This is a genomic window from Pseudomonas sp. NBRC 111132, from assembly GCF_001320565.1.
GTDB classification, from domain to species: domain Bacteria; phylum Pseudomonadota; class Gammaproteobacteria; order Pseudomonadales; family Pseudomonadaceae; genus Aquipseudomonas; species Aquipseudomonas putida_P.
The window spans coordinates 116,024-135,663 of record NZ_BCBI01000008.1 but is presented as its reverse complement, the minus strand read 5'-3'; the positions used below and the strand labels follow the sequence as shown (position 1 = coordinate 135,663).

At 64.1% G+C, this 19,640-nt stretch carries 17 protein-coding genes and 1 pseudogene; 5 read left to right on the top strand and 13 right to left on the bottom strand.

Features of this window, described 5'->3' with window-relative positions:
• A pseudogene (locus tag APH35_RS06170) lies at window positions 1-336 on the bottom strand (ABC transporter substrate-binding protein); the annotation flags it as partial.
• 262 nt (window positions 337-598) lie between these two features.
• Here APH35_RS06170 and APH35_RS06165 point away from each other — a divergent pair.
• Complete coding sequence (locus tag APH35_RS06165; protein WP_060493869.1) at window positions 599-1,090, top strand: GNAT family N-acetyltransferase; 492 nt, start codon at window positions 599-601, stop codon at window positions 1,088-1,090.
• 17 nt (window positions 1,091-1,107) lie between these two features.
• On the opposite strand, the gene APH35_RS06160 is transcribed toward APH35_RS06165, so the two are convergent.
• Window positions 1,108-1,881 carry a LysR family transcriptional regulator gene (locus APH35_RS06160; protein WP_060493868.1) on the bottom strand — a complete coding sequence of 258 codons (774 nt, stop codon included), beginning with the start codon at window positions 1,879-1,881 and terminating at the stop codon, window positions 1,108-1,110.
• Between the two features lie 122 nt (window positions 1,882-2,003).
• On the opposite strand from APH35_RS06160, the gene APH35_RS06155 reads away from it, so the two are divergent.
• Window positions 2,004-2,735, top strand: a complete 732-nt coding sequence (locus APH35_RS06155) for an SDR family oxidoreductase (RefSeq protein WP_012272885.1) — start codon at window positions 2,004-2,006, stop codon at window positions 2,733-2,735.
• Window positions 2,736-2,797: 62 nt separating this feature from the next.
• On the opposite strand, the gene APH35_RS06150 is transcribed toward APH35_RS06155, so the two are convergent.
• The 9 genes from APH35_RS06150 to phnD all read right to left on the bottom strand — a co-directional run bounded on the left by APH35_RS06150 (window position 2,798) and on the right by phnD (window position 12,979).
• The gene (locus tag APH35_RS06150) at window positions 2,798-4,303 is read right to left on the bottom strand and encodes a nucleobase:cation symporter-2 family protein (RefSeq protein WP_060514419.1); all 1,506 of its coding nucleotides are present in this window, start codon (window positions 4,301-4,303) and stop codon (window positions 2,798-2,800) included.
• A 122-nt stretch (window positions 4,304-4,425) separates the two neighbouring features.
• Entirely contained in the window at window positions 4,426-5,799 is a 1,374-nt protein-coding gene (locus APH35_RS06145) for an 8-oxoguanine deaminase (RefSeq protein WP_060493866.1), read from the bottom strand.
• 205 nt (window positions 5,800-6,004) lie between these two features.
• The gene (phnX, locus tag APH35_RS06140; RefSeq protein WP_060514418.1) at window positions 6,005-6,832 is read right to left on the bottom strand and encodes a phosphonoacetaldehyde hydrolase; all 828 of its coding nucleotides are present in this window, start codon (window positions 6,830-6,832) and stop codon (window positions 6,005-6,007) included.
• A gap of 81 nt (window positions 6,833-6,913) precedes the next feature.
• The gene (locus tag APH35_RS06135; RefSeq protein ID WP_012272881.1) at window positions 6,914-7,780 is read right to left on the bottom strand and encodes a LysR substrate-binding domain-containing protein; all 867 of its coding nucleotides are present in this window, start codon (window positions 7,778-7,780) and stop codon (window positions 6,914-6,916) included.
• A 42-nt stretch (window positions 7,781-7,822) separates the two neighbouring features.
• Complete coding sequence (locus APH35_RS06130) at window positions 7,823-9,118, bottom strand: MFS transporter (protein WP_060493864.1); 1,296 nt, start codon at window positions 9,116-9,118, stop codon at window positions 7,823-7,825.
• 88 nt (window positions 9,119-9,206) lie between these two features.
• A complete protein-coding gene (gene psrA / locus APH35_RS06125; protein WP_060514425.1) occupies window positions 9,207-10,295 on the bottom strand; it encodes an iron-containing alcohol dehydrogenase PsrA in 1,089 nt (362 codons plus the stop codon).
• Between the two features lie 202 nt (window positions 10,296-10,497).
• Window positions 10,498-11,316: a phosphonate ABC transporter, permease protein PhnE gene (gene phnE, locus APH35_RS06120; RefSeq protein WP_012272878.1), complete on the bottom strand. Its 819-nt coding sequence runs from the start codon at window positions 11,314-11,316 to the stop codon at window positions 10,498-10,500.
• Entirely contained in the window at window positions 11,313-12,113 is an 801-nt protein-coding gene (phnC, locus tag APH35_RS06115; protein WP_012272877.1) for a phosphonate ABC transporter ATP-binding protein, read from the bottom strand. The genes phnE and phnC overlap by 4 nt, the downstream gene beginning before the upstream one ends.
• Window positions 12,110-12,979: a phosphonate ABC transporter substrate-binding protein gene (gene phnD / locus APH35_RS06110; protein ID WP_012272876.1), complete on the bottom strand. Its 870-nt coding sequence runs from the start codon at window positions 12,977-12,979 to the stop codon at window positions 12,110-12,112. Before phnD ends, phnC begins: the two co-directional genes overlap by 4 nt.
• Before the next feature lie 112 nt (window positions 12,980-13,091).
• Here phnD and APH35_RS06105 point away from each other — a divergent pair, with 112 nt between their 5' ends.
• Window positions 13,092-13,958 (top strand): LysR substrate-binding domain-containing protein, encoded by an 867-nt coding sequence (locus APH35_RS06105; RefSeq protein ID WP_060514417.1) that lies wholly within the window; start codon window positions 13,092-13,094, stop codon window positions 13,956-13,958.
• 31 nt (window positions 13,959-13,989) lie between these two features.
• Here APH35_RS06105 and APH35_RS06100 read toward each other — a convergent pair whose 3' ends face one another.
• Window positions 13,990-15,570: an aldehyde dehydrogenase (NADP(+)) gene (locus APH35_RS06100; protein ID WP_012272874.1), complete on the bottom strand. Its 1,581-nt coding sequence runs from the start codon at window positions 15,568-15,570 to the stop codon at window positions 13,990-13,992.
• Between the two features lie 118 nt (window positions 15,571-15,688).
• Window positions 15,689-17,083, bottom strand: coding sequence for an APC family permease (locus tag APH35_RS06095; protein WP_060514416.1), 1,395 nt, complete (start codon window positions 17,081-17,083; stop codon window positions 15,689-15,691).
• Between the two features lie 281 nt (window positions 17,084-17,364).
• On the opposite strand from APH35_RS06095, the gene APH35_RS06090 reads away from it, so the two are divergent.
• The gene (locus APH35_RS06090; RefSeq protein ID WP_012272872.1) at window positions 17,365-18,207 is read left to right on the top strand and encodes a helix-turn-helix transcriptional regulator; all 843 of its coding nucleotides are present in this window, start codon (window positions 17,365-17,367) and stop codon (window positions 18,205-18,207) included.
• Window positions 18,208-18,249: 42 nt separating this feature from the next.
• A complete protein-coding gene (locus tag APH35_RS06085) occupies window positions 18,250-19,632 on the top strand; it encodes an aspartate aminotransferase family protein (RefSeq protein WP_060514415.1) in 1,383 nt (460 codons plus the stop codon).
• Window positions 19,633-19,640: the final 8 nt, after the last annotated feature.

Here is a 19,640-nt window from a genome sequence, read left to right as displayed (position 1 = left end):
GGTGGCCATCGACTCCAGCAGCACCTCGGTGGAGTTACCGAAGTTGACGAATTCCACATCCAGGTTGTGGCGTTTGAAAATGCCTTGGCTGTCGGCTACGGCCACCGGTGCCAGGCACACGGCATTGAGGTTGGTCGCCAGCCTGACCTTGCGCGGTTCGGGCAGCACCCAGCGGTTGCTCTCCAGGTCCAGGCCACTGCCGACGGGTTGTACGGCGTGCTCGCTGTGGCCGGCGTGGCTGCTGTCGGCGAAGGCCAAGCGGCCGAACAAGGTTGCCGCCGTGGCGGTGCCGGCCAACGCCAGCAGTTGACGGCGGTTGAATGAAGCAATGGGCATGGCGCCTCCATGTGCGATCAGGGGGCAGGCACCACGTGGTCGGGTAGCGTGCGAGAAACCGGCAGCTCAAGGCCGGCTGAGTGGCTTAGACAGTAAAGGCTTTCTGCATAATAATAAAATTCAATTTAGATATAACTTAATATGCAAAAAATGCATTTATTGCGCTGAGCTGTCGCGACCTGCTCGGTTCGCGACGATGGAGCGCAAGGTCGATGCTCATTTATCATGCTGGCTGCCTTCACCTTGCCCTAGGAAACCTGCCATGAGCGCCCCCCAGTTTCGCACCCCCATTCCCGCAGATGCCGAGCGCTGCTACGCCATCGAAATTGGCGCCTATGAGGGGGATGAGGCGGCCACGCTGGAAAAAATCCGCACGCGTATCGCGCAGTACCCGCAAGGCTTCCTGTTGCTGGAACGTGACGGCGAGATCGTGGGTTTCATCAACAGCGGCTGCGCCCACGACGTGGTGATGTCCGACGAAGCGTTCAAGGAACTGGTCGGCCATGACCCGGCAGCGCCGAACGTGGTGATCATGTCGGTGGTGGTAGACCCGGCGCACCAGGGCAAAGGCTACGCCAAGCTATTGATGGACGCGTTCATCGCACGCATGCAGGCGGCGGGCAAGCAGACCATTCACCTGATGTGCAAGGAGCAGCATGTGCCCTTGTACCAGAAGCTGGGCTACCAGTACGTGAAGCCGTCGCCATCGGACCACGGCGGTATGGCGTGGCATGAGATGATCATGTCCCTGTGAGTGCCACTAAAGGCAACTCAACACTGCAAGGCATCGCGCAGTTGCATGACGCCATCGAGCGCCAGCGCCTGGGCTGAGTAGCACAGGCCGATGCGTCGACGCAGGTCCAGTTGGGGCATGGGTTGCCAGCGCACGCCAGGATGCTCGGCGGCCAGTGACTGCGGCACGATTGCAGCGCCCAGCCCGGCGGCGACCAATTCCAGGGCCAACACAAAGCTATCGGCTTCTGCTACCGGGTTCACGCTGTAGAACGGCAGCAGGCGCTGATGGCTCGGCTGCGCAGGGCAGGTAATCCAGTGCTCGGCAGCGCTTGCCTGGGTTGCAAGGGCCAGCACGAACGGGTCGCTGTGCAGCGGCAAGAACAACTCATCTTCACAGCGCTGCTCTTCGCTGGCCAGCCGCACCTCGCCCATGCAGCCGGTTACCAATTGCAGGCGCACTGGGGGCTGGATGGCCGCCGCCGCCAGCACAAGCTTGGCCAGCACCGCTTTGCTTACATCCTGCTCGACGCCAACCTGCAACGGTGAACGTTCACGATCACCCTTGAAACGCCCCAGCAGGCGGTTGGCATCGGCGACCATCCGTTGCGCCTCGGGGTACAGCGCGCGGGCATCTTCGGTCACGTCCACGCCACGGGCCTGGCGCACGAACAGCGTGGTGCCCAAGGCTTCTTCCAGTGCCTTGATACTGCCAGACAGCGCCGGTTGGCTAAGGTGTATCGAACGTGCGGCGGCGGTGATGTTGCGCTCTTCGAACACGGCGATGAAAGCACGGAGCTGGCGATAATCCATGGGTTACCCATAAGTGATGCCGATGGTTGCGAAAGGAATTTCCCATTTTTCGGCAGAAAAACTGGCTTCTATACTCGCTCTACTTCTTACCCATAGGCAAATTGGATAACAGGATGGCGACCATGACCAACACCCATAAACCGCTGGTGGTAATTACCGGTGCCAGCTCCGGCATTGGCCTGGCCACCGCCAAGCTGCTGTCCAGCCGCGGCCATGCACTGTTGCTGCTGTCTCGCCGCCTGGCGCCGATGCAACAACTGCAGTTGCCCAACACGCTGGCGCTGCCGGTCGATGTGACTGACCGCGCGGCTGTGCTGGCTGCCGTTGCCGAGGCCGAGGCACGCTTTGGCCCGGTCGACGCGATCATCAACAATGCCGGTGTAATGCTGCTGGGCGCAATCGCCACGCAGGACCCAGAGCAGTGGGACCGCATGCTCGACGTGAACGTGCGTGGGCTGCTCAACGGCATCCATGCCGTGGCCGGCGGCATGGTCGAGCGCAAGCACGGCACCATCATCAACGTCAGCTCCGTGGCCGGGCGCAAGGCCTTCCCCAACCATGTCGCCTATGTCGGTACCAAGTTCGCCGTTACCGGCCTTTCGGAAAACCTGCGCGAAGAACTGGCACCGAGTAACGTGCGGGTGATCACCATCGAGCCGGGCGCTGTCGACACCGAACTGCTCAGCCACACGACCGATGACGCCATCAAGGCGGGCTACAACGACTGGAAGCAGGAAATGGGCGGGGTGCTGACGGCGCAGACCATTGCCGAGACCATCGGCTTTGCCTATGGCCAACCGCAATCGGTGTGCATTCGCGAAATTGTGGTATGCGCTACCCGTCAGCAGCAATAAACGACCCGATCGACTGGCGCGGTTTCCTCCAGGAGACCGCGCCAGCCTAAGGAGGTGCAGTGTCAGTGCATGTGCGCCACTGACGTCTTACCCGTTTTGAAGTGCCCCTCATCAGCCTCCATGATCGGCACTTCGTTGCCGTCCCGGTCATACAGCTTGCCATCACGGAACACATCGCCTTCATTCAACCCGGCGATGTCCCGGTAGCGCAGGGTGCGCTCGCTGGCCGCGACGAACACCGACTGTTGATCGGAGTTGCCAGCGCGCAGGTGGTTGAACAGCAGGTTGAGCAGAATCGCCATGATCGCCGCCGAGCTGATGCCCGAGTGGAAGATGGTCTCGAACCAGGCCGGGAAGTGGTGATAGAAGCCTGGCGCTGCGATCGGGATCATGCCAAAGCCGATCGAGGTGGCGACAATGATCAGGTTCATGTTGTTGCGGTAGTCCACCTGGGCCAGGGTGCGGATGCCGCTGGCCGCGACCGTGCCGAACAGCACCAGCCCGGCGCCACCGAGCACCGCTGTAGGCACCGCGGCGACCAGCCGGCCCATCACCGGCAGCAGCCCCAGGGTCACCAGGATCAGCCCGGCGCTGGCCACCACGTAGCGGCTCTTCACCCCGGTCACGGCCACCAGGCCGACGTTCTGCGCGAAGGCACTTTGCGTGAACGAGCCGAACAGCGGCGCCAGGGCGCTGGAGATCATGTCGGCGCGCAGGCCATTGCCCAGTCGCTTGGAGTCGACCGGGGTGCCGATGATTTCACCCACCGCCAGGATGTCGGCCGAGGTCTCGACCATGGTCACCACGATGACGATAAGCATGGACAGAATCGCCGCCACCTGGAACTGCGGCGCACCGAAGTGCAGCACCTCGGGCATGGCCATCCACGGCCCTTGCAGTGCCTGGGAGAAATCAGCCATGCCGGTGGCCATCGCCGCCAGCGTGCCGATCACGATCGCCAGCAGGATCGACAGGCGCGACAGGCTGGCACTGCCCAGCTTGCTCAGCAGCAGTACCGAGGTCAGGGTGAACGCGGCCAGGCCAATGTTAGCCGGGCTGCCGAAGTCGGCGGCCTGGCTGTTGCCGCCCATGGCCCAGCGCGCGGTCACCGGCATCAAGGTCAGGCCGATGGTGGTGATGACGATGCCGGTCACCAATGGCGGAAAGTACTTGATGATGCGTGAGAACAGCGGGGTGATCAGCAGGCCGACCAGCGATGACACGATCACTGCGCCGAACACCACCTGCATGCCCCCGATACCGTCATTGCCGATGATCGCGACCATGGTGGCGACGCTGGCGAAGGACACCCCTTGGACCAGTGGCAGGCGGCAGCCGAAGAAGGGAATGCCCAAGGTCTGCAGCAGCGTTGCCAGGCCGCCGGCGAACAGCGACGCGGCGATCAGCAGGCCAACGTCGCCAGCGCTGAGGCCGGCGGCTTGGCCGATGATCAGCGGCACGGCGATCATGCCGCCATACATGGTCAGTACATGCTGCAGGCCGTAAGCCAGGTTGGCGCCCACGCCGAGGTTCTCGTCTTCTGGACGAGGTGAAGCGGGAGAAGTCATGGTGAGTAGCTCGCTTTGTTATTTTATGCGTCTAACAGCACGGTCTCAGTCGCATTCGTTGAGAAAAGAACAGGCAGGAATGGGCTGCTGCGCCCGGCTTGGGGCGCAGCAGCCCGGGTGCATCACGCGCCGCTGACCAACTGGTGTGCCAGCTGGTTGTGGCGCTCCAGCACGCGTGGCAGGTCGACGGTGGCCAGCTGGCCATCCTTCACCACCACACGGCCGTTGATCACGCTGGTGTGCACTTGGGTTGGCGTGCAGAACACCAGCGCTGCCAGCGGGTCGTGGTGGCCGCCGGCATAGGCCACGTGGCCCAGGTCGAACGCGACGAAGTCGGCGACCATGCCGGGGGCCAGGGCGCCGATGTCATTGCGGTTGAGCACCTTGGCGCCGCCGAGGGTGGCGATTTCCAGGGCTTCGCGTGCGGTCATGGCGTCGGGGCCGAAGCCCACCCGCTGGAGCAGCAAGGCCTGGCGCACTTCACCGATCATGCTGGCGCCGTCGTTGGACGCCGAGCCATCGACCCCCAGGCCCACCGGTACGCCGTGGTCACGCATCTTGCGCACCGGGGCGATACCCGAGGCCAGGCGCATGTTCGAGCATGGGCAGTGGGCAACGCCGGTGCCGGTGCGGGCGAACAGCTCGATGCCATGCTGGTCGAGCTGTACACAGTGGGCATGCCAGACATCGTGGCCGACCCAGCCGAGGTCTTCGGCGTATTCGGCAGGGGTCATGCCGAACTTTTCGCGGCTGTAGGCGATGTCGTTGACGTTTTCGGCCAGGTGGGTGTGCAGCGACACCCCGTACTGGCGCGCCAGCACGGCAGCTTCACGCATCAAGTCACGGCTGACCGAGAACGGCGAGCACGGCGCGACCACGATGCGGCGCATCGAGCCGTGGCTGGCGTCGTGGTAGTCCTCGATCAGGCGTTGCGACTCCTTGAGGATGTCGGCTTCCTTTTCCACCACCGAGTCGGGTGGCAAGCCGCCCTGGCTCTGGCCCACGCTCATGCTGCCGCGTGCGGCGTGGAAGCGCATGCCGATTTCGGCGGCAGCGTGGATGCTGTCATCGAGCTTGCAACCGTTGGGGTAGATGTACAGGTGGTCGCTGGAGGTGGTGCAGCCGGAGAGGATCAGCTCGGCCATGGCGGTCTGGGTCGACACCGCGATCATTTCGGGGGTCAGGCGTGCCCAGATCGGGTACAGGTTGGTCAGCCAGTTGAACAGTTCGCCGTCCTGGGCCGCCGGTACCACGCGGGTGAGGCTCTGGTACATGTGGTGGTGGGTGTTGACCAGGCCAGGGATGACCACTTTGCCGGCCATGTCGAGGACGACGTCGGCTTGTTGTGGCAGGGTATCGCTGGGGCCGACCTGTTTGATCAGGTTGTCTTCGATGAACAGGCCGCCGTTCTTGATCTCGCGGCGTTGGCCGTCCATGGTGACCAACAGAGCGGCGTTTTTGACGAGTAGCGTTTTTGCAGGGGTTGTAGGTGACATGGCGTAAGCCTGCCGCAATACGCATCGGCGATTACCGATGTCATAGGCGCAGGGCATTGTAATCAAGCTTTTTGCTGATTGTATACAGCTTTGCTGGGCCTGTGCTGGCCTCTTCGCGGGCAAGCCCGCGCCCACAAGGGCGTTGCACAACCCTGAAGGCCGGCGCAATCCTTGTGGGTGCGGGGTTGACCGCGCAGCTTAGGTCTCAACTGCTCTGGGGCATTTCCCCGCGCGCCAGGCGGGCGTTGATATCGGCGATTACCCCGGGTAGCTCGGCGATGGTGTCGATCAGGTAATGCGGTCGCGACCCTTCGAACAGGCTGCCGATGCTCTGGCGTTGCTGTTCCAGTTCCGCTTCGGGCAGGGCCTTGTACTGCTCATGGGTGAGCCCAAGCGCGTTGCCTGAGCAGGTCAGGGCCACGGTCCACATCCCGGCGCTGCGCCCTTCGAGAATACCCGGCCAGGTGTCGTCGACCTTGACGCAAGCTGCCACGTCGCTCACCCCCAGGGCGACCACGTTGGCCAGTGCCTGTGCGGGGTAGGGGCGGCCATTGGGTACCTCGTCGGTTGCCACCACGTGGTCGGCGCTGTAACCGTTGCGCAAGGCCAGGGCCACTACCTTTTCCATCACCACCGCCGGGTAACCCGAGCACGAGCCAATTTTCAGCCCTTGTTGGCGCATCTGGGCGATGGCCTCCAGCGCTCCGGGGATCAGCGCCGAATGGTCGGCGATCTTCTCGATCTGCAAGGGCATGAAGCGCTCGTAGATGGCTGTTACATCGTCGTCGCTTGGCGTGTGGCCGAAGGCGGCGTGGTAACGCGCAGCGATGGCCGGCACATTGCACAGGGTGCGAATGTGGTCCCACTTGCCCATCCCCATGGGCCCGCGGGCTTCTTCCAGGCTGACCTGCACGCCGAACTCGGCAAAGGCCTCGACAAAGATCTGGGTGGGGGCAAACGAGCCGAAATCCACCACGGTGCCGGCCCAGTCGAGAATGGCGGCTTGCAGTTGCTTGGGTTGCTGATAATGCATGGCAAAACTCCAGTGGGTAAGAACTCAGGGTGCGCGCGGCCCGCCCGGCACACTGGCAGGCTCGCGGTGGTCATGGGGGCATCAGTGCGCGTTGAGCGCGTCGAACAGCTCGGCGATGATCGCCCGGTTACGGCGGATGCCCAGGCAGCACAGGTAGTAATGGATGTGGAACGGGTCTTCGGCAAAGGCGATGGAGCGCGTGCCGGGGCGGTCGGCGTACTCCACTGCCGAGACAAAGCCCACGCCAATACCATGCACCACCGCATGCACGATGGCCTCGCGGCTGTTCAACTGCATCGCGCAATCCAGTGTCACGCCATGCTGGCGGCAGCCTTCTTCGACCAGTTGCCGGGTGCGCGATGCCGCTTCGCGCAATACCACCCGCTGGCCGGCAATGTCCTTGACGCTGACACTCGCCTGCCGCGCCCACGGGTGGTCGTCGCGCACCACCGCCAGAATCGGGCAAGTGCGGTAAAGCCGCGTGCTCAGGCGCTGGTCGAACTCCGACAGGGCGAGGATGGCCAGGTCTATGTCGAAGTTGTACAGCCGCTCCAGCGTGCCGGCTTCGCTGCTGAACGAGGTTTCCAGCTCGATCTGCGGGTAGCGCTGCATCAGCTCGTAGGTCAGGCTCATGGCAATCGGCGGCGACACCGCCCCGATGCGCAACATGCCTTGCTTGCGCTGCTGGAAGCTCTGCAACAGTTGCAGCGCTTCGTCCTCCTGGCCGAACAGGCCCTGGGTAATTTCGTACAGCTGGCGGCCTGCCGGGCTGAGCTCGATAAAGCGCCCTCGACGGTGGAACAGTTCCACGCAAAAGCGCTTTTCCAGGCCACTGACCTGCTCGCTGATGGTTGGCTGGCCGATGCTCAGCAACTCGGCGGCCTGGGTGAAACTGCCGGTGCGCGCCACCGCATGAAATGAGCGCAACCACTTGTGGTACTGGTACATGACACCTCTTTGGCAATGGCATGGACGACATGGCAGGCACCCTCAGCGGCGTACGAACAGGGCGACCAGGGCACTGCAGGCGCAGGCGCTGGTGACCACGATGAAAATCAGCGAGGTGTTGCCGGTGGTGTCGAGCATACGTCCGATCAGCGGCTCTGCCAGCCCGGCGAACAGGTACGAGGCGAAATTCATGATGCCGGTGGCGGTGCCGGCGCGGCGCGCGCCGACCAGGTCCGGGCACAGCGCCCAGAAGCTCGATGCCGGGCCGTAGACGAAGAAACCGCAGAGGAACAGCGCCAGCAGGCCAACCGCGCTGTGCGCTGGCAGGCTCCACATCCACAGGCTGGTGAGCGCGCCCAGCACCATGTACAGCATGATCGCCAGGTAACGTTTGCTGCCGAACAGTTTGTCCGACACCCAGCCATTGCTCAGCGCGCCAACGGCCATGCCTACCGGCAAGGCGATGGTGATCCATTTCGGGTCGATGAAACTGTCGCCTTTCTGCCAGTTGGCACCCAGGAAATGCACGGGCACCCAGACGATCAAGCCGTACCGCGCGGCGTTCTGGAAGCCCAATGACACCGCTGCCACCAGCAGGCGCGGGTTTTTCAGCACGGCCAGGTAACGTTGGCGCGAGGTTTCTTCACCGCCCAGGCTGGCCTCGTTGGCACGGTCTTCGGCGTTGGCCACGCCAGTGTCGTCCAGCGCCGGGTAACCCATGTCTTGCGGGCGCTCCCGCGCCACCAGGTAGAAGACGATGCCACCGGCCAGCATCAGCAGCACAGGCAAGCGGAAAATCCAGCGCCACTCCAGGTGCAGCACATCGATCACCACCACCGAGGTCACATACGACAGCACCGATGCGCAGCCAGCGGCGAACACATAGAAGCCATACACCTTGCCGCGCTCGGCAGCGCCCCACCAGTTTGAAAGCAGGCGGCTGCCGGGCGCCCAGCCCAGGGCCTGGAAATAACCGTTGACGCCCCACGGCAGGATCAGGCTGAGAAAACCGCCAGCAAAGCTGGTGACCCAGTTGGCGCCGCACGACAACACGGCGCCGATGCTCATGATGCGTCGGCCGCCGAACTTGTCGGCGAGGTTGCCATTGATGGCTTGGCCAACGGCATACATCCACAGCATGGCGGTGGAGGCCCAGCCGAGGGTTTCCTTGCTCAGGCCGAACTCGGCCTGGATCCCGGGGATGGCGAAGCCGAAGGTTTGCCGCCCGGTGTAGAAGAACAAGTAGCAGAACATCGCGGCCAGCAGCATGCGCCATTGCGCAAGGCGAAACGGCAGGGTGCTGGGCATTGCGCCAGTCAGGGTTTGTGCGCGGTTCATGACGGTTTCCTTTTTGTTCTCTGGCGCCGGCCCATGGGGCTCGGCGAGTCGGCACTCTTGAAAGGTGCTACAGGAAAAACGCAGAAGATCAGGCGGCTTGCGCGCCGATGAAATTGCGCCCGCGGGCGCCCTGCAGGGCGGCGTCGATCATCGCCTCGGCCTCGGCGGCTGTCACGCCGTAATCTTCGAACTCGGTGCGCACGCCCAGGCGGTGAAGAAACGCCCGCAAGCGCTGTTGCGCTGCCGCGAGGTCGTGGCCGAACGCCTTTTGCAGGGTCTGGTCGCGCCCGGCATCACGGCCCCAGGCCAGGCCCAGCACCAGCGGCAGGGTGAACGAGCAGGCAATGCCGTGGGGCAGGCCGTGGCGCAAGGTCATTTCGTAGGAAATGGAATGGGCCAGCGCGGTCTTGGTGTTGGAAAAGGCCAACCCAGCCTTCAGTGCGGCCAAGGCCATGCGTGCGCGCAGTTCGGGGTTGCCAAGGTCTTGTTGCAGGCGTGGCAGGCAGTCGAGGATGTCCTCGATGGCCGACAGCGCGAAGGTGTCGGAGAGTGGGTTGGCGTTGTGGTTCCAGATCGACTCCAGCGCGTGGGACAAGGCATCCAGCCCGGTGGATACGGTTACGGCAGCCGGCACACTGAGCATCAGCTGCGGGTCGATCAATGCAACGCTGGGCCAGGTGCAGGGCAGGTGCAGCGAATACTTCTTCTGCTGGCCGGCGTCCCACAGGGTGGCCCAAGGCGTCACCTCGCTGCCGGTGCCGGCCGTGGTTGGCGCGGCTACCAGGGCCTTGTGCCGGGGCGGAACAAACGGTTTGCCACTGGCCAGCAGGTCAAGCAGTTCGTCGAATCGGCCTGAAGCGGTACCGACGATCAGTGCCTTGGCGGTATCGATGGCGCTGCCACCCCCCAATGCCAGCACCGTATCGCAATCGCCGTGCTGGGCCCAGAAGGCTTCGTGCACGCCACGCAGCCAGGCGACATCGGGGTTGGGTTGGACGTTGTCGATCACGCACACCAGGCGCTCGCCCAACAGGCTGCGCACCCTGGCCAGCAGGCCGAGCTGCGCAGCTTCGGGAAAGGTAACCAAGGCGACCTTGCCAGGGCAGTGTTCGGCGATCTGGTCCAGGCTGCCACCGCCGAAAACGGTGGTGACCGGGTTGTGGAAGCAGGCAGGCATGGGCAATTCCTTATTGTTGTTGGAAGGTGCGGCCATGCTCGACGGCTGGCGGTTTTCGTTCCAATCGATTGATTGCAGGGTGCTATCGGCCAGGCCGATAACGGGACGTGCGGGCATTGCGGGAACTCCAGGCATGGTTTGCCCGTCGCGCGCCCAGCGGGCGCACGTGGCAGGTTGCTTGTGTCGAGGGTAGGGCTGTGGATCAGTGGCGGGCGTTGCCCTGAATCGCATGGCGCAGGCGGTTGGAGGCCAGGTCGGCCAATACCACCATCACGGTGATGACCAGGATGCAGGTGGCGGTTTCCTGGTACTTGAACAGTTTCAGGCTGCTGACCAGCTCGAAGCCCAGGCCACCGGCACCGACCATACCCAGTACCGTGGCCGAACGCAGGTTCACCTCGAAGCGGTACAGCACCACGGCGATCCAGGCCGTGATCACCTGTGGTAGTACGCCGAAAGCGATCACCTGCAGTGGCCGTGCACCGGTCGCCTGCAGCGCTTCAATAGGCCCTTGGTCGATCTCCTCGATGCTTTCGGCAAAGAACTTGCCGAGCATGCCCACGCCATGCAGCGCCAGGGCCAGCACGCCTGGGAAGGGCCCCAGCCCCACCGCCGAGACGAACACCAGGGCCAGGATCAGTTCGTTGATGCTACGAATCACGTTCAGCACCTGCCGGGTGGCTTGGTACAGCCAGCGGTTGCCGTGCAGGTTGCGCGCCGCGAAAAAGCCCAGTGGCACGGCGAGGATGATCCCCAGCAAGGTACCCCACAGGGCAATTTGCAGGGTTTCCAGGGCCGGCTGCCAAAGGCTTGGCAGGATGCTCAGGTCGGGCGGCAGCGAGCGGCCAAGGAAATCGCCGATCTGTGGTAGCCCGTTGGCCAACTCGGCCCAGCTCAGTTGTGCGCCTTCGGCGCTCCACTGCAACACCAGGACCACTGCCAGCAGCAGTGCGGCAGTGCCCAGCCAGCCACGGGCGCGGGTGGGTGTATTGACCAGCCATTGGTGGCTTTGTGGGTTCATGCCGAGGCTCCTGTGTCGGTGGTCAGCATCGGCCGGGCCACGGCCAGTGATACTGCGGGCTCATCGGATGAGGGTGTGTGATAGATACGCTGCAGGGCTGCTTCGTCCAAGTGCCCAGGCGGGCCATCGAACACCAGGCGCCCGCTGGCCAGGCCAACGATGCGGTCGGCGAAGGCCCGGGCCAGGTCTACCTGGTGCAGGTTGCACACAACGGTAATGCCGAGGGTGCGGCTGGCTTCGCGCAGGTACTGCATTACCACCTGCGCAGTATTCGGGTCGAGGCTGGCCACCGGCTCGTCGGCCAGGATGACCTGGGGCCGCTGGGCCAGCGCACGGGCGATGCCCACCCGCTGCATCTGCCCGCCAGACAGCGCATCGGTGCGTGAGCCGGCCTTGTGCTCCAGCTCCACCCGGCGCAGGCAGTCACGGGCCAATGCCACGTCGTCGCGGCGGAACAGCTGCAGCAGCGAGGTGAGGGTACTGCAGTGGCCCAGGCGACCGGTCAGTACGTTTTTCAGCACCGACAGGCGCGGCACCACGTTGTGATGCTGGAAGATCATTGCCACTTGCCGGCGCAGGGCGCGTTGATCGGCTGCGCGCATGGCGTTTACCCCGGCTACCTGCAGCTCGCCGCTGTCAGCCTTGGCCAGGCGGTTCATGCAGCGCAGCAGGGTGGACTTGCCGGCACCGGACTGGCCAAGGATCACCACGAATTCACCGGCTTGAACGTCCAGGTCGATGCCGCGCAGCACCGGGTTGTCGGCGTAGCCCTTGGCCAGTCGGCGGATGCGGATCATTTCAGGCTCCGCAGGTCGAGGTCGAGCACCTTGGCCGTGTCGCGAACCACGTTGTAGGCAGCATCGGTGGTTGGCTGGAAGCCATTGAGCATGCCCTGGTCACCCCACGGTACATCCTTGATCTCGGCAAACGCACCGCGCAGTTTGGCCTGCAGTTCGGGGTCGAGGTTCTTGCGCCAGACCATCGGAGATTCGGGAATGTCTGGCGAGGTCCACACCACCTGGAAGTCCTGCTGCTTGACCTGGCCACTGTTCACGGCGCCGGCCAGGATGCGGTCGGCCACGGCGGCGGCATCGACCTTGCGGTTTTCCACGGCGAGGATGCTGGCGTCGTGCGACCCCGAGAAGATCACCCGCGAGAACAGGGTTTTCGGGTCGTGCCCGGCATGCTCCAGGCCGGCCTTGGGGAACAGGTGGCCGGAGGCAGAGCTGGGGTCGACGAAGGCAAAGGTATGCCCCTTGAGGTCGTCGAGCGTGCGGATGCCGCTGTCTTGGCGGGCAATGATCAGGCTGTGGTAGGCACTGCTGGCGGTCTTCCTGGTCACTGCCACGGCAAAGGCTTCGGCGCCTGCTACCTGGTTGGCAAGGACATAGGAGAACGGGCCGAGGTAGGCGACGTCCAGCTTGCCGGCGCGCAGGGCTTCGATCACCCCGTTGTAGTCGGTGGCAACGTACGGCTTGACCGGCATGCCCAGGCGCGCCTGCAACTGGTCGAGCACTTGCTGGCTGCTCTTGATCATGGCCTGGGAGTCTTCCGACGGGATCAGGCCGACGGTCAGCGCCTGCTGGGCTTGCACGGTGGGGGCGAGCAGCAGTGGCAGCAGGGCAAGGCGGGCACAGCGCAACAGTTTCGGGAGGGGTGTCATGGCAATACCGGAGTGGTTGTTGTCGGTAGTGCCAAAACTAGGGCTGTCATGTGACAGTCACGCCATCAATTCAATATGGGTTTTGCCAGCCAACCATTCAAAGGATCTATGGATGTCCACCGCCCGCTTGCGTACGTTCCTTGCCGTGGCCCGGCATGCCAGCTTCAGTGCCGGGGCCAGGGCCATTGGCCTCAGCCAGCCGACCGCCACCAACCAGGTCCAGGGGCTGGAGCGCGAATTCAACGTCGAACTGTTCCACCGCCGTGGCCGGCGCATCGAGCTGACCGCCGTTGGCCGCGCCTTGTTGCCGATTGCGCAGCGGATGTGGATGCTCGAAGCCGAGGCCACCAGCCTGCTGCGCGACAGTGGCCAGCTTAACCGGGGGGAGCTGAAGATCGGTGCGGTGGGGCCGTTCCATGTGATCGAGATGGTCGACCGCTACCGGCAGGCGTATCCACAGATCGACGTGTCGATTCGCGTGGGCAACTCGGCGTCGGTGCTGGCCGATCTTCAGGGCTACGTGACCGATATCGGCGTGTTGGCAGGGCTGCATGATGACCCGGCGTTTGTCGCACAACGCTATGCCAGGCACGCGGTGATCCTGTTTGTCCGCGCCGATCACCCGTTCGCCCGTCATGACCAGGTTCTGCTGCAGGCGTTGCAGGGGCAGCCGTTGCTGCGCCGTGAGCAAGGTTCAACTACGCGGCTGGCGTTGGACAATGCACTGGATGCTGCCCAGGTAACACCGCGTTTCGTCATGGAGATCGGCAGCCGCGAGGCGCTGCGCGAGGCGGTGATTCGTGGCATGGGTATTGGTGCGGTGTCCGAGGCAGAATACATCGCCGACCCCCGCTTGAAAGTGATCCGCATCGCACAGGACTCGGTGTATACCGAAACCTACCTGTACTACCTGGCCGAGCGACAGGGCAGCCAGGTCATTGCGTCGTTTCAGCGCACGCTTCAAGGCTGGCACGGCTGAAAGGTGCCGTGCCAGTTCAATACGGCAGGTATCACACCCCGTCGCGGCTGCTCACCCCATCGAGCAAACGCGCAATCCCCAACGGGTTAGCGTTTTTCAACGCATCCGGCAGCAGCGCATCCGGGTAGTTCTGGAAACACACTGGCCGCAGGAAACGGTCGATCGCCAAGGTGCCCACCGACGTACCGCGTGCGTCGGAGGTGGCCGGGTAAGGCCCGCCATGCACCATGGCATCCGAAACTTCCACTCCGGTCGGGTAGCCGTTGAGCAGCAGACGCCCGGCCTTGCGCTCCAGCAAAGGCACCAGCGAGGCAAAGGCGACCAGGTCGTCAGGTTCGGCAATCAGGGTGGCCGTCAGCTGGCCCTGCAGATGGCGCAGTGCTTCGGTCAGTTGCTGCGCATCGGCCACTTCAACCACCACGGTGGTCGGGCCGAACACTTCTTCCTGCAGCAGCGGGTCGCCGTTCAGCAGCAGGCTTACGTCCGCCTTGAACAGCTGTGGTTGGGCCTGGTTGCCGGTTTGTGGTTGCCCGGCCAGGTGCTGAATACCTGGGTGCGCCAGCAGGTGCTGGACACCGTTCTGGTAGCTGCGCAGGGTGCCAGCGTTGAGCATGGTCTGCGGGCCTTGGTCTGCCATGCGTGCAAGCAGTGTTTGCACGAAACGCTCGAACTGCGCGGACCGGATACCCACTACCAGGCCTGGGTTGGTGCAGAACTGCCCGCAACCCACCACCACCGAGGCGGCCAGTTCGCCGGCGACTTGCTCGCCACGGGCTTGCAGCGCCTGGGGCAGGACGATAACCGGGTTGATGCTGCTCATTTCGGCAAACACCGGAATCGGTTGCGGGCGTGCCGCCGCCATGTCGCACAGGGCGCGGCCACCGCGCAGCGAACCGGTAAAACCGACCGCCTGGATGGCCGGGTGCTTGACCAGCGCTTCGCCCACGCCGGCACCGTAGATCAGGTTGAAGACGCCTGCCGGCATGCCGCTGCTGGCCACCGCGCGGTCGATGGCTGCGGCCACATGGGCGGCAGTGAGCATGTGCCCGCTGTGCGCCTTGAACACCACCGGGCAGCCGGCAGCCAGCGCCGAGGCCGTGTCCCCGCCAGCGGTGGAGAAGGCCAGGGGGAAGTTGCTGGCGCCGAACACGGCCACCGGGCCCACGCCGATGCGGTACTGGCGCAGGTCCGGGCGCGGCAGCGGGGTGCGCTGGGGCAGGGCGCGGTCGATACGAGCGGCGTAGAAGTCGCCACGGCGTACCACTTCGGCAAACAGGCGCAGCTGGTTGCTGGTGCGGCTGCGTTCACCACGGATGCGCGCTTCGGGCAGCGCGGTTTCGCGCATCACATGCTGGATGAAGTCATCACCCAATGCGTCCAGCTCGTCGGCGATGGCGTCAAGGAAGGCGGCGCGCTGGGCCGGGCGGGTGCTGCGGTAGGCCGGGTAGGCGGCCTCGGCGGCCTGCACGGCGGCCTCGACCTCATCGCCGGTCGCCTGATGGAAGGCGTAGGGCAGCGGCTCACCGGTATGGGCGTCGACGCTGTTCAGCAGCACGTCACCGTTGCCGCTGAGTTGGCCGGCGATGTGGTTCAGGCGGTGTTCGATGGACATTTCGTCTCCCGTTGGCAATGACAGTCGTTGGGGTTGGACTGTAGGGGGCGAACGGGGGGCTGAATAATGATTAATACGGATCGGGTGATAACGGCCAGTTATCACCCGACGTTCGGCCTCATTCGGCCATCTGCACCTCCGGCAATTTCACCCGGAATGCGCGCGTCAGGCCCATCAGCACTACCAGGCCCATGCCCAGCCAGCACAGGCCAATGGTGAACGACAGGCTGGTCAGGCTGCTCCACAGCCACAGCGTGCTGAGAAAACCCAGCCCAGGAATGGCACCGTACAGCAGGTAGTTGCGGCCGCCGCGCAGTTTCTGGTCGACCAGGTAGTGCTTGACCACCGCCAGGTTCACCGCCGAGAAGGCGAACAGCGCGCCAAAGCTGATCATGTTGGCGACGGTATCGAGGGTGATCACCAGGGCGATCATCGACACCAGGCTGACCACCAGGATGGCCGTGGCCGGCACGCGCTTTTTCGTCGCCAGCTGGCCGAACGCCCGCGGCAATGCGCCGTCGCGGCCCATGGCGAACAGCACGCGCGATACGCTGGCCTGGGACACCATGGCCGAGGCGAAGCAGCCGGCCACGTAGGTGGCGGTGAACGCGGTTACCAGCAGCTCGCCGCCGACCCGGCGCATCACGTCCACCGAGGCCGAATCGGGGTCGGCGAAGCTGCCCCAGTCGGGGAACACCATCTGTGCGCAGTACGACACTACCAGGAACAGCAGGCCACCGATCAGCGACACGGCCAGAATCGCCACGGGAATGCGGTAGGTCGGGTTGCTGGTTTCCTCAGCCATGGTCGACACCGCGTCGAAGCCGAGGAACGACAGGCACAGCACGGCGGCGCCGGTCATGATCAGCGGCACACTGAAGCCTTCGTGGTGAAAGGGCGCCAGCAGCGACACCGGCTCTGCCTGCCCGCTGAGCTTGAGCACGGACAGGGCGACGAAGACGATGATGAACACCAGCTGCACCACCACCAGGATCCAGTTGACCCGGGTGATCGACTCGATACCGATCAGGTTGAGGAAGGTGACCAGGGCTATGGAGCCGGCCACCCACACCCAGGCGTGGATGGCCGGGAAGTATTCCGACATATAGATGCCGATCAGCAGGTAGCTGAGCAGCGGTAGAAAGATGTAGTCAAGCAGCAATGTCCAGCCGGTGATGAAGCCGATGTGGCTACCGAAGGCTTTGCGCGTGTAGGTGTAGACCGACCCGGAGTAGGGGTGGGCCTGGACCATGCGGCCATAGCTGTAGGCGGTCAGCAGCATGGCGGCGAGGGTCAGCAGGTAGGCGGTGGGCAGGTGCCCTTTGGTCATCTGAGTGACCAGCCCGTAGGTGGTGAATACGGCCAGGGGCACCATGTAGGCCAGGCCGAACAGCACCAGGGCGGTCATCCCCATGGACTTGCGCAAGCGGCCGGTGCTGGCGTCGGGTTGTGTGGGTGCATGCGGGGTGGGGCTATGTGCGGGGCTATGGGCTGTACTTGTTGTTGTATGCATTGCTAACTCCTGGAAAGGGATGCAGGACACCGCAGTACGCGAGCAGGCTCGCTACCGGTGGGCGTTGTGCAAGGAGGTCGAGCGAAAGGCTCGCAGCGCTGGGCGGGTTGATGCTCCCACACCCTGCAGGCACCCGGAATCACCCTTTGGGGTGAGCAGGGGCGGACCTTGTCCGGCTCACCCCAAAGGGTGATTTCGGTGTCCGCAGGGCCGTGGGAGTATCTGGTCAACAACGCACCGCACAGGCGGCGGTGCCACTGAAAAGAAACGGCAGGCCCACAGTGACGACTCAATTGCTTTCAGAACACTGGTTCGAGCACCAGGCCAAGGTCACCGAGGCAATCGGCAGGCCGGGCTTTGCCGCCAACCTGTTTGCCGCACTGGGTGTGATCCGGCCCATCCAGGCCACCACGGTGTACCTGTACCCGCACGATGGCATGCCCTGCGCGCTGTTCGAGCAGGACGACAAGGCGCCTTGGCAGCCCGAGGGCAATGTCAGCCGCTACCTGTCTGGCTTCTACCTGCTCGACCCGTTTTACGGTGCTTGCGTGGAACAGGTCGAATCCGGCTGTTACGGCCTGTTCGAGGTGGCGCCCGACCATTTCGAGGTCAGCGAGTACTACCAGTCGTTCTACCGCCACTCGCACCTTGAGGATGAGCTCAACTACATCCTGCAGGTGGCGAACGGGCAAAGCCTGGCGGTTTCGCTGGCCTTCACCGACAAGCTCGATGGGCAAAGCCGCACGCTGTTCGGGCTTGTAACGCCTTGGGTGCTGGCGGTACTCAGCAAGCATTTTGCCGGGCTGGACAGCCGCGCCGGGCGCTTCGAGAACATCCTCGAGCAACGCATCCACGCCGCGCTGAACAACTTCGGCAGCTCGTTGCTGACCGAGCGTGAATGCCGCATCGCCCAACTGATTCTGCGCGGTCACTCGACCAAGTCGCTGGCCGAGCGTCTGGGTGTGTCGGAAGACACCATCAAGTCGCACCGCAAGAACGTCTACGCCAAGCTCGACATCGGTACCCAGTCCGAGCTGTTCTCCCTGTTCATCGACGCGCTGGCCAATGCCCAGGGCGTGCTGGGCAAGGACCCGCTTGAAAGCTACATGGGCAAGCTGCGCTGAGTGCCAGCCACCCTGCAACCCCACCGCAAAGGAAAACCAACAATGAACGCGCCTTTCGCCCCGCAACGCCAGACCCGCGACTACCAGGCAGCCGATGCCGCCCACCACATCCATGCCTTCCTCGACCAGAAGGCGCTGAACGCCGAAGGGCCACGGGTGATCGTCGGTGGCGAGCGCCTTCACCTGTGGGACAGCGAGGGCAAGCGCTACCTGGATGGCATGTCCGGCCTGTGGTGCACCCAGCTTGGCTATGGCCGCCGTGACCTGACTGCCGCCGCCGCCACGCAGATGGACCAGCTGGCCTACTACAACATGTTCTTCCACACCACCCACCCGGCGGTGATCGAACTGTCCGAGCTGCTGTTCAGCCTGCTGCCAGGGCACTACAGCCACGCGATCTACACCAACTCCGGCTCCGAGGCCAACGAGGTGCTGATCCGTACCGTGCGCCGCTACTGGCAGGTGGTCGGCCAGCCCAGCAAGAAGGTCATGATCGGCCGCTGGAACGGCTACCACGGCTCGACCCTGGCGGCCACGGCGCTGGGCGGCATGAAGTTCATGCACGAAATGGGTGGGCTGATTCCGGACGTGGCGCACATCGACGAGCCGTACTGGTACGCCGAGGGTGGCGAGCTGACCCCGGCCGAGTTCGGCCGCCGCTGCGCCCTGCAACTGGAGGAAAAAATTCTCGAGCTGGGTGCCGAAAACGTTGCCGGCTTCATTGCCGAGCCGTTCCAGGGCGCGGGCGGCATGATCTTCCCGCCAGAAAGCTACTGGCCGGAAATCCAGCGCATCTGCCGCCAGTACGACGTGCTGTTGTGCGCCGATGAAGTGATCGGTGGCTTTGGCCGCACCGGCGAATGGTTCGCCCATGAATACTTCGGCTTCGAGCCCGACACCCTGTCGATTGCCAAAGGCCTGACCAGCGGCTATGTGCCAATGGGCGGCCTGGTACTGAGCAAGCGCATTGCCGAGGCGTTGGTGGAGCGTGGCGGGGTGTTCGCCCACGGCCTGACCTATTCCGGCCACCCGGTGGCGGCGGCGGTGGCCATTGCCAACCTCAAAGCGTTGCGCGACGAAGGCATCGTGCGCCAGGTAAAGGACGACACCGGGCCGTACCTGCAACGCATCCTGCGTGAGGTGTTCGCCGATCACCCGTTGATCGGCCAGGTGCAGGGGGCAGGGTTGGTGGCGGCGCTGCAGTTCGCCGAGCACAAGCCGACGCGCAAGCGCTTTGCCAACGAGAACGACCTGGCCTGGCAGTGCCGCACCTTTGGTTTCGAGGAAGGGGTGATCATTCGTTCGACCCTGGGCCGGATGATCATGGCGCCGGCCTTGATCGCCAACCACAGCGAGCTGGATGAGCTGGTGGAGAGAACCCGGATTGCCGTTGACCGCACGGCGCGGTTGGTCGGCAAGCTCTAACCCGCTCG

Bases quoted from the DNA above. Each gene is read 5' to 3' on its own strand.
- APH35_RS06095 (WP_060514416.1), bottom strand. From the start codon at position 17,083: ATGCATACAACAACAAGTACAGCCCATAGCCCCGCACATAGCCCCACC.
- phnE (WP_012272878.1), bottom strand. From the start codon at position 11,316: ATGAACCCACAAAGCCACCAATGGCTGGTCAATACACCCACCCGCGCC.
- APH35_RS06105 (WP_060514417.1), top strand. From the start codon at position 13,092: ATGTCCACCGCCCGCTTGCGTACGTTCCTTGCCGTGGCCCGGCATGCC.
- APH35_RS06100 (WP_012272874.1), bottom strand. From the start codon at position 15,570: ATGTCCATCGAACACCGCCTGAACCACATCGCCGGCCAACTCAGCGGC.
- APH35_RS06150 (WP_060514419.1), bottom strand. From the start codon at position 4,303: ATGACTTCTCCCGCTTCACCTCGTCCAGAAGACGAGAACCTCGGCGTG.
- APH35_RS06130 (WP_060493864.1), bottom strand. From the start codon at position 9,118: ATGAACCGCGCACAAACCCTGACTGGCGCAATGCCCAGCACCCTGCCG.
- phnC (WP_012272877.1), bottom strand. From the start codon at position 12,113: ATGATCCGCATCCGCCGACTGGCCAAGGGCTACGCCGACAACCCGGTG.
- APH35_RS06135 (WP_012272881.1), bottom strand. From the start codon at position 7,780: ATGTACCAGTACCACAAGTGGTTGCGCTCATTTCATGCGGTGGCGCGC.
- APH35_RS06160 (WP_060493868.1), bottom strand. From the start codon at position 1,881: ATGGATTATCGCCAGCTCCGTGCTTTCATCGCCGTGTTCGAAGAGCGC.
- APH35_RS06145 (WP_060493866.1), bottom strand. From the start codon at position 5,799: ATGTCACCTACAACCCCTGCAAAAACGCTACTCGTCAAAAACGCCGCT.
- phnD (WP_012272876.1), bottom strand. From the start codon at position 12,979: ATGACACCCCTCCCGAAACTGTTGCGCTGTGCCCGCCTTGCCCTGCTG.
- phnX (WP_060514418.1), bottom strand. From the start codon at position 6,832: ATGCATTATCAGCAACCCAAGCAACTGCAAGCCGCCATTCTCGACTGG.
- APH35_RS06155 (WP_012272885.1), top strand. From the start codon at position 2,004: ATGACCAACACCCATAAACCGCTGGTGGTAATTACCGGTGCCAGCTCC.
- APH35_RS06085 (WP_060514415.1), top strand. From the start codon at position 18,250: ATGAACGCGCCTTTCGCCCCGCAACGCCAGACCCGCGACTACCAGGCA.
- APH35_RS06165 (WP_060493869.1), top strand. From the start codon at position 599: ATGAGCGCCCCCCAGTTTCGCACCCCCATTCCCGCAGATGCCGAGCGC.
- psrA (WP_060514425.1), bottom strand. From the start codon at position 10,295: ATGCCTGCCTGCTTCCACAACCCGGTCACCACCGTTTTCGGCGGTGGC.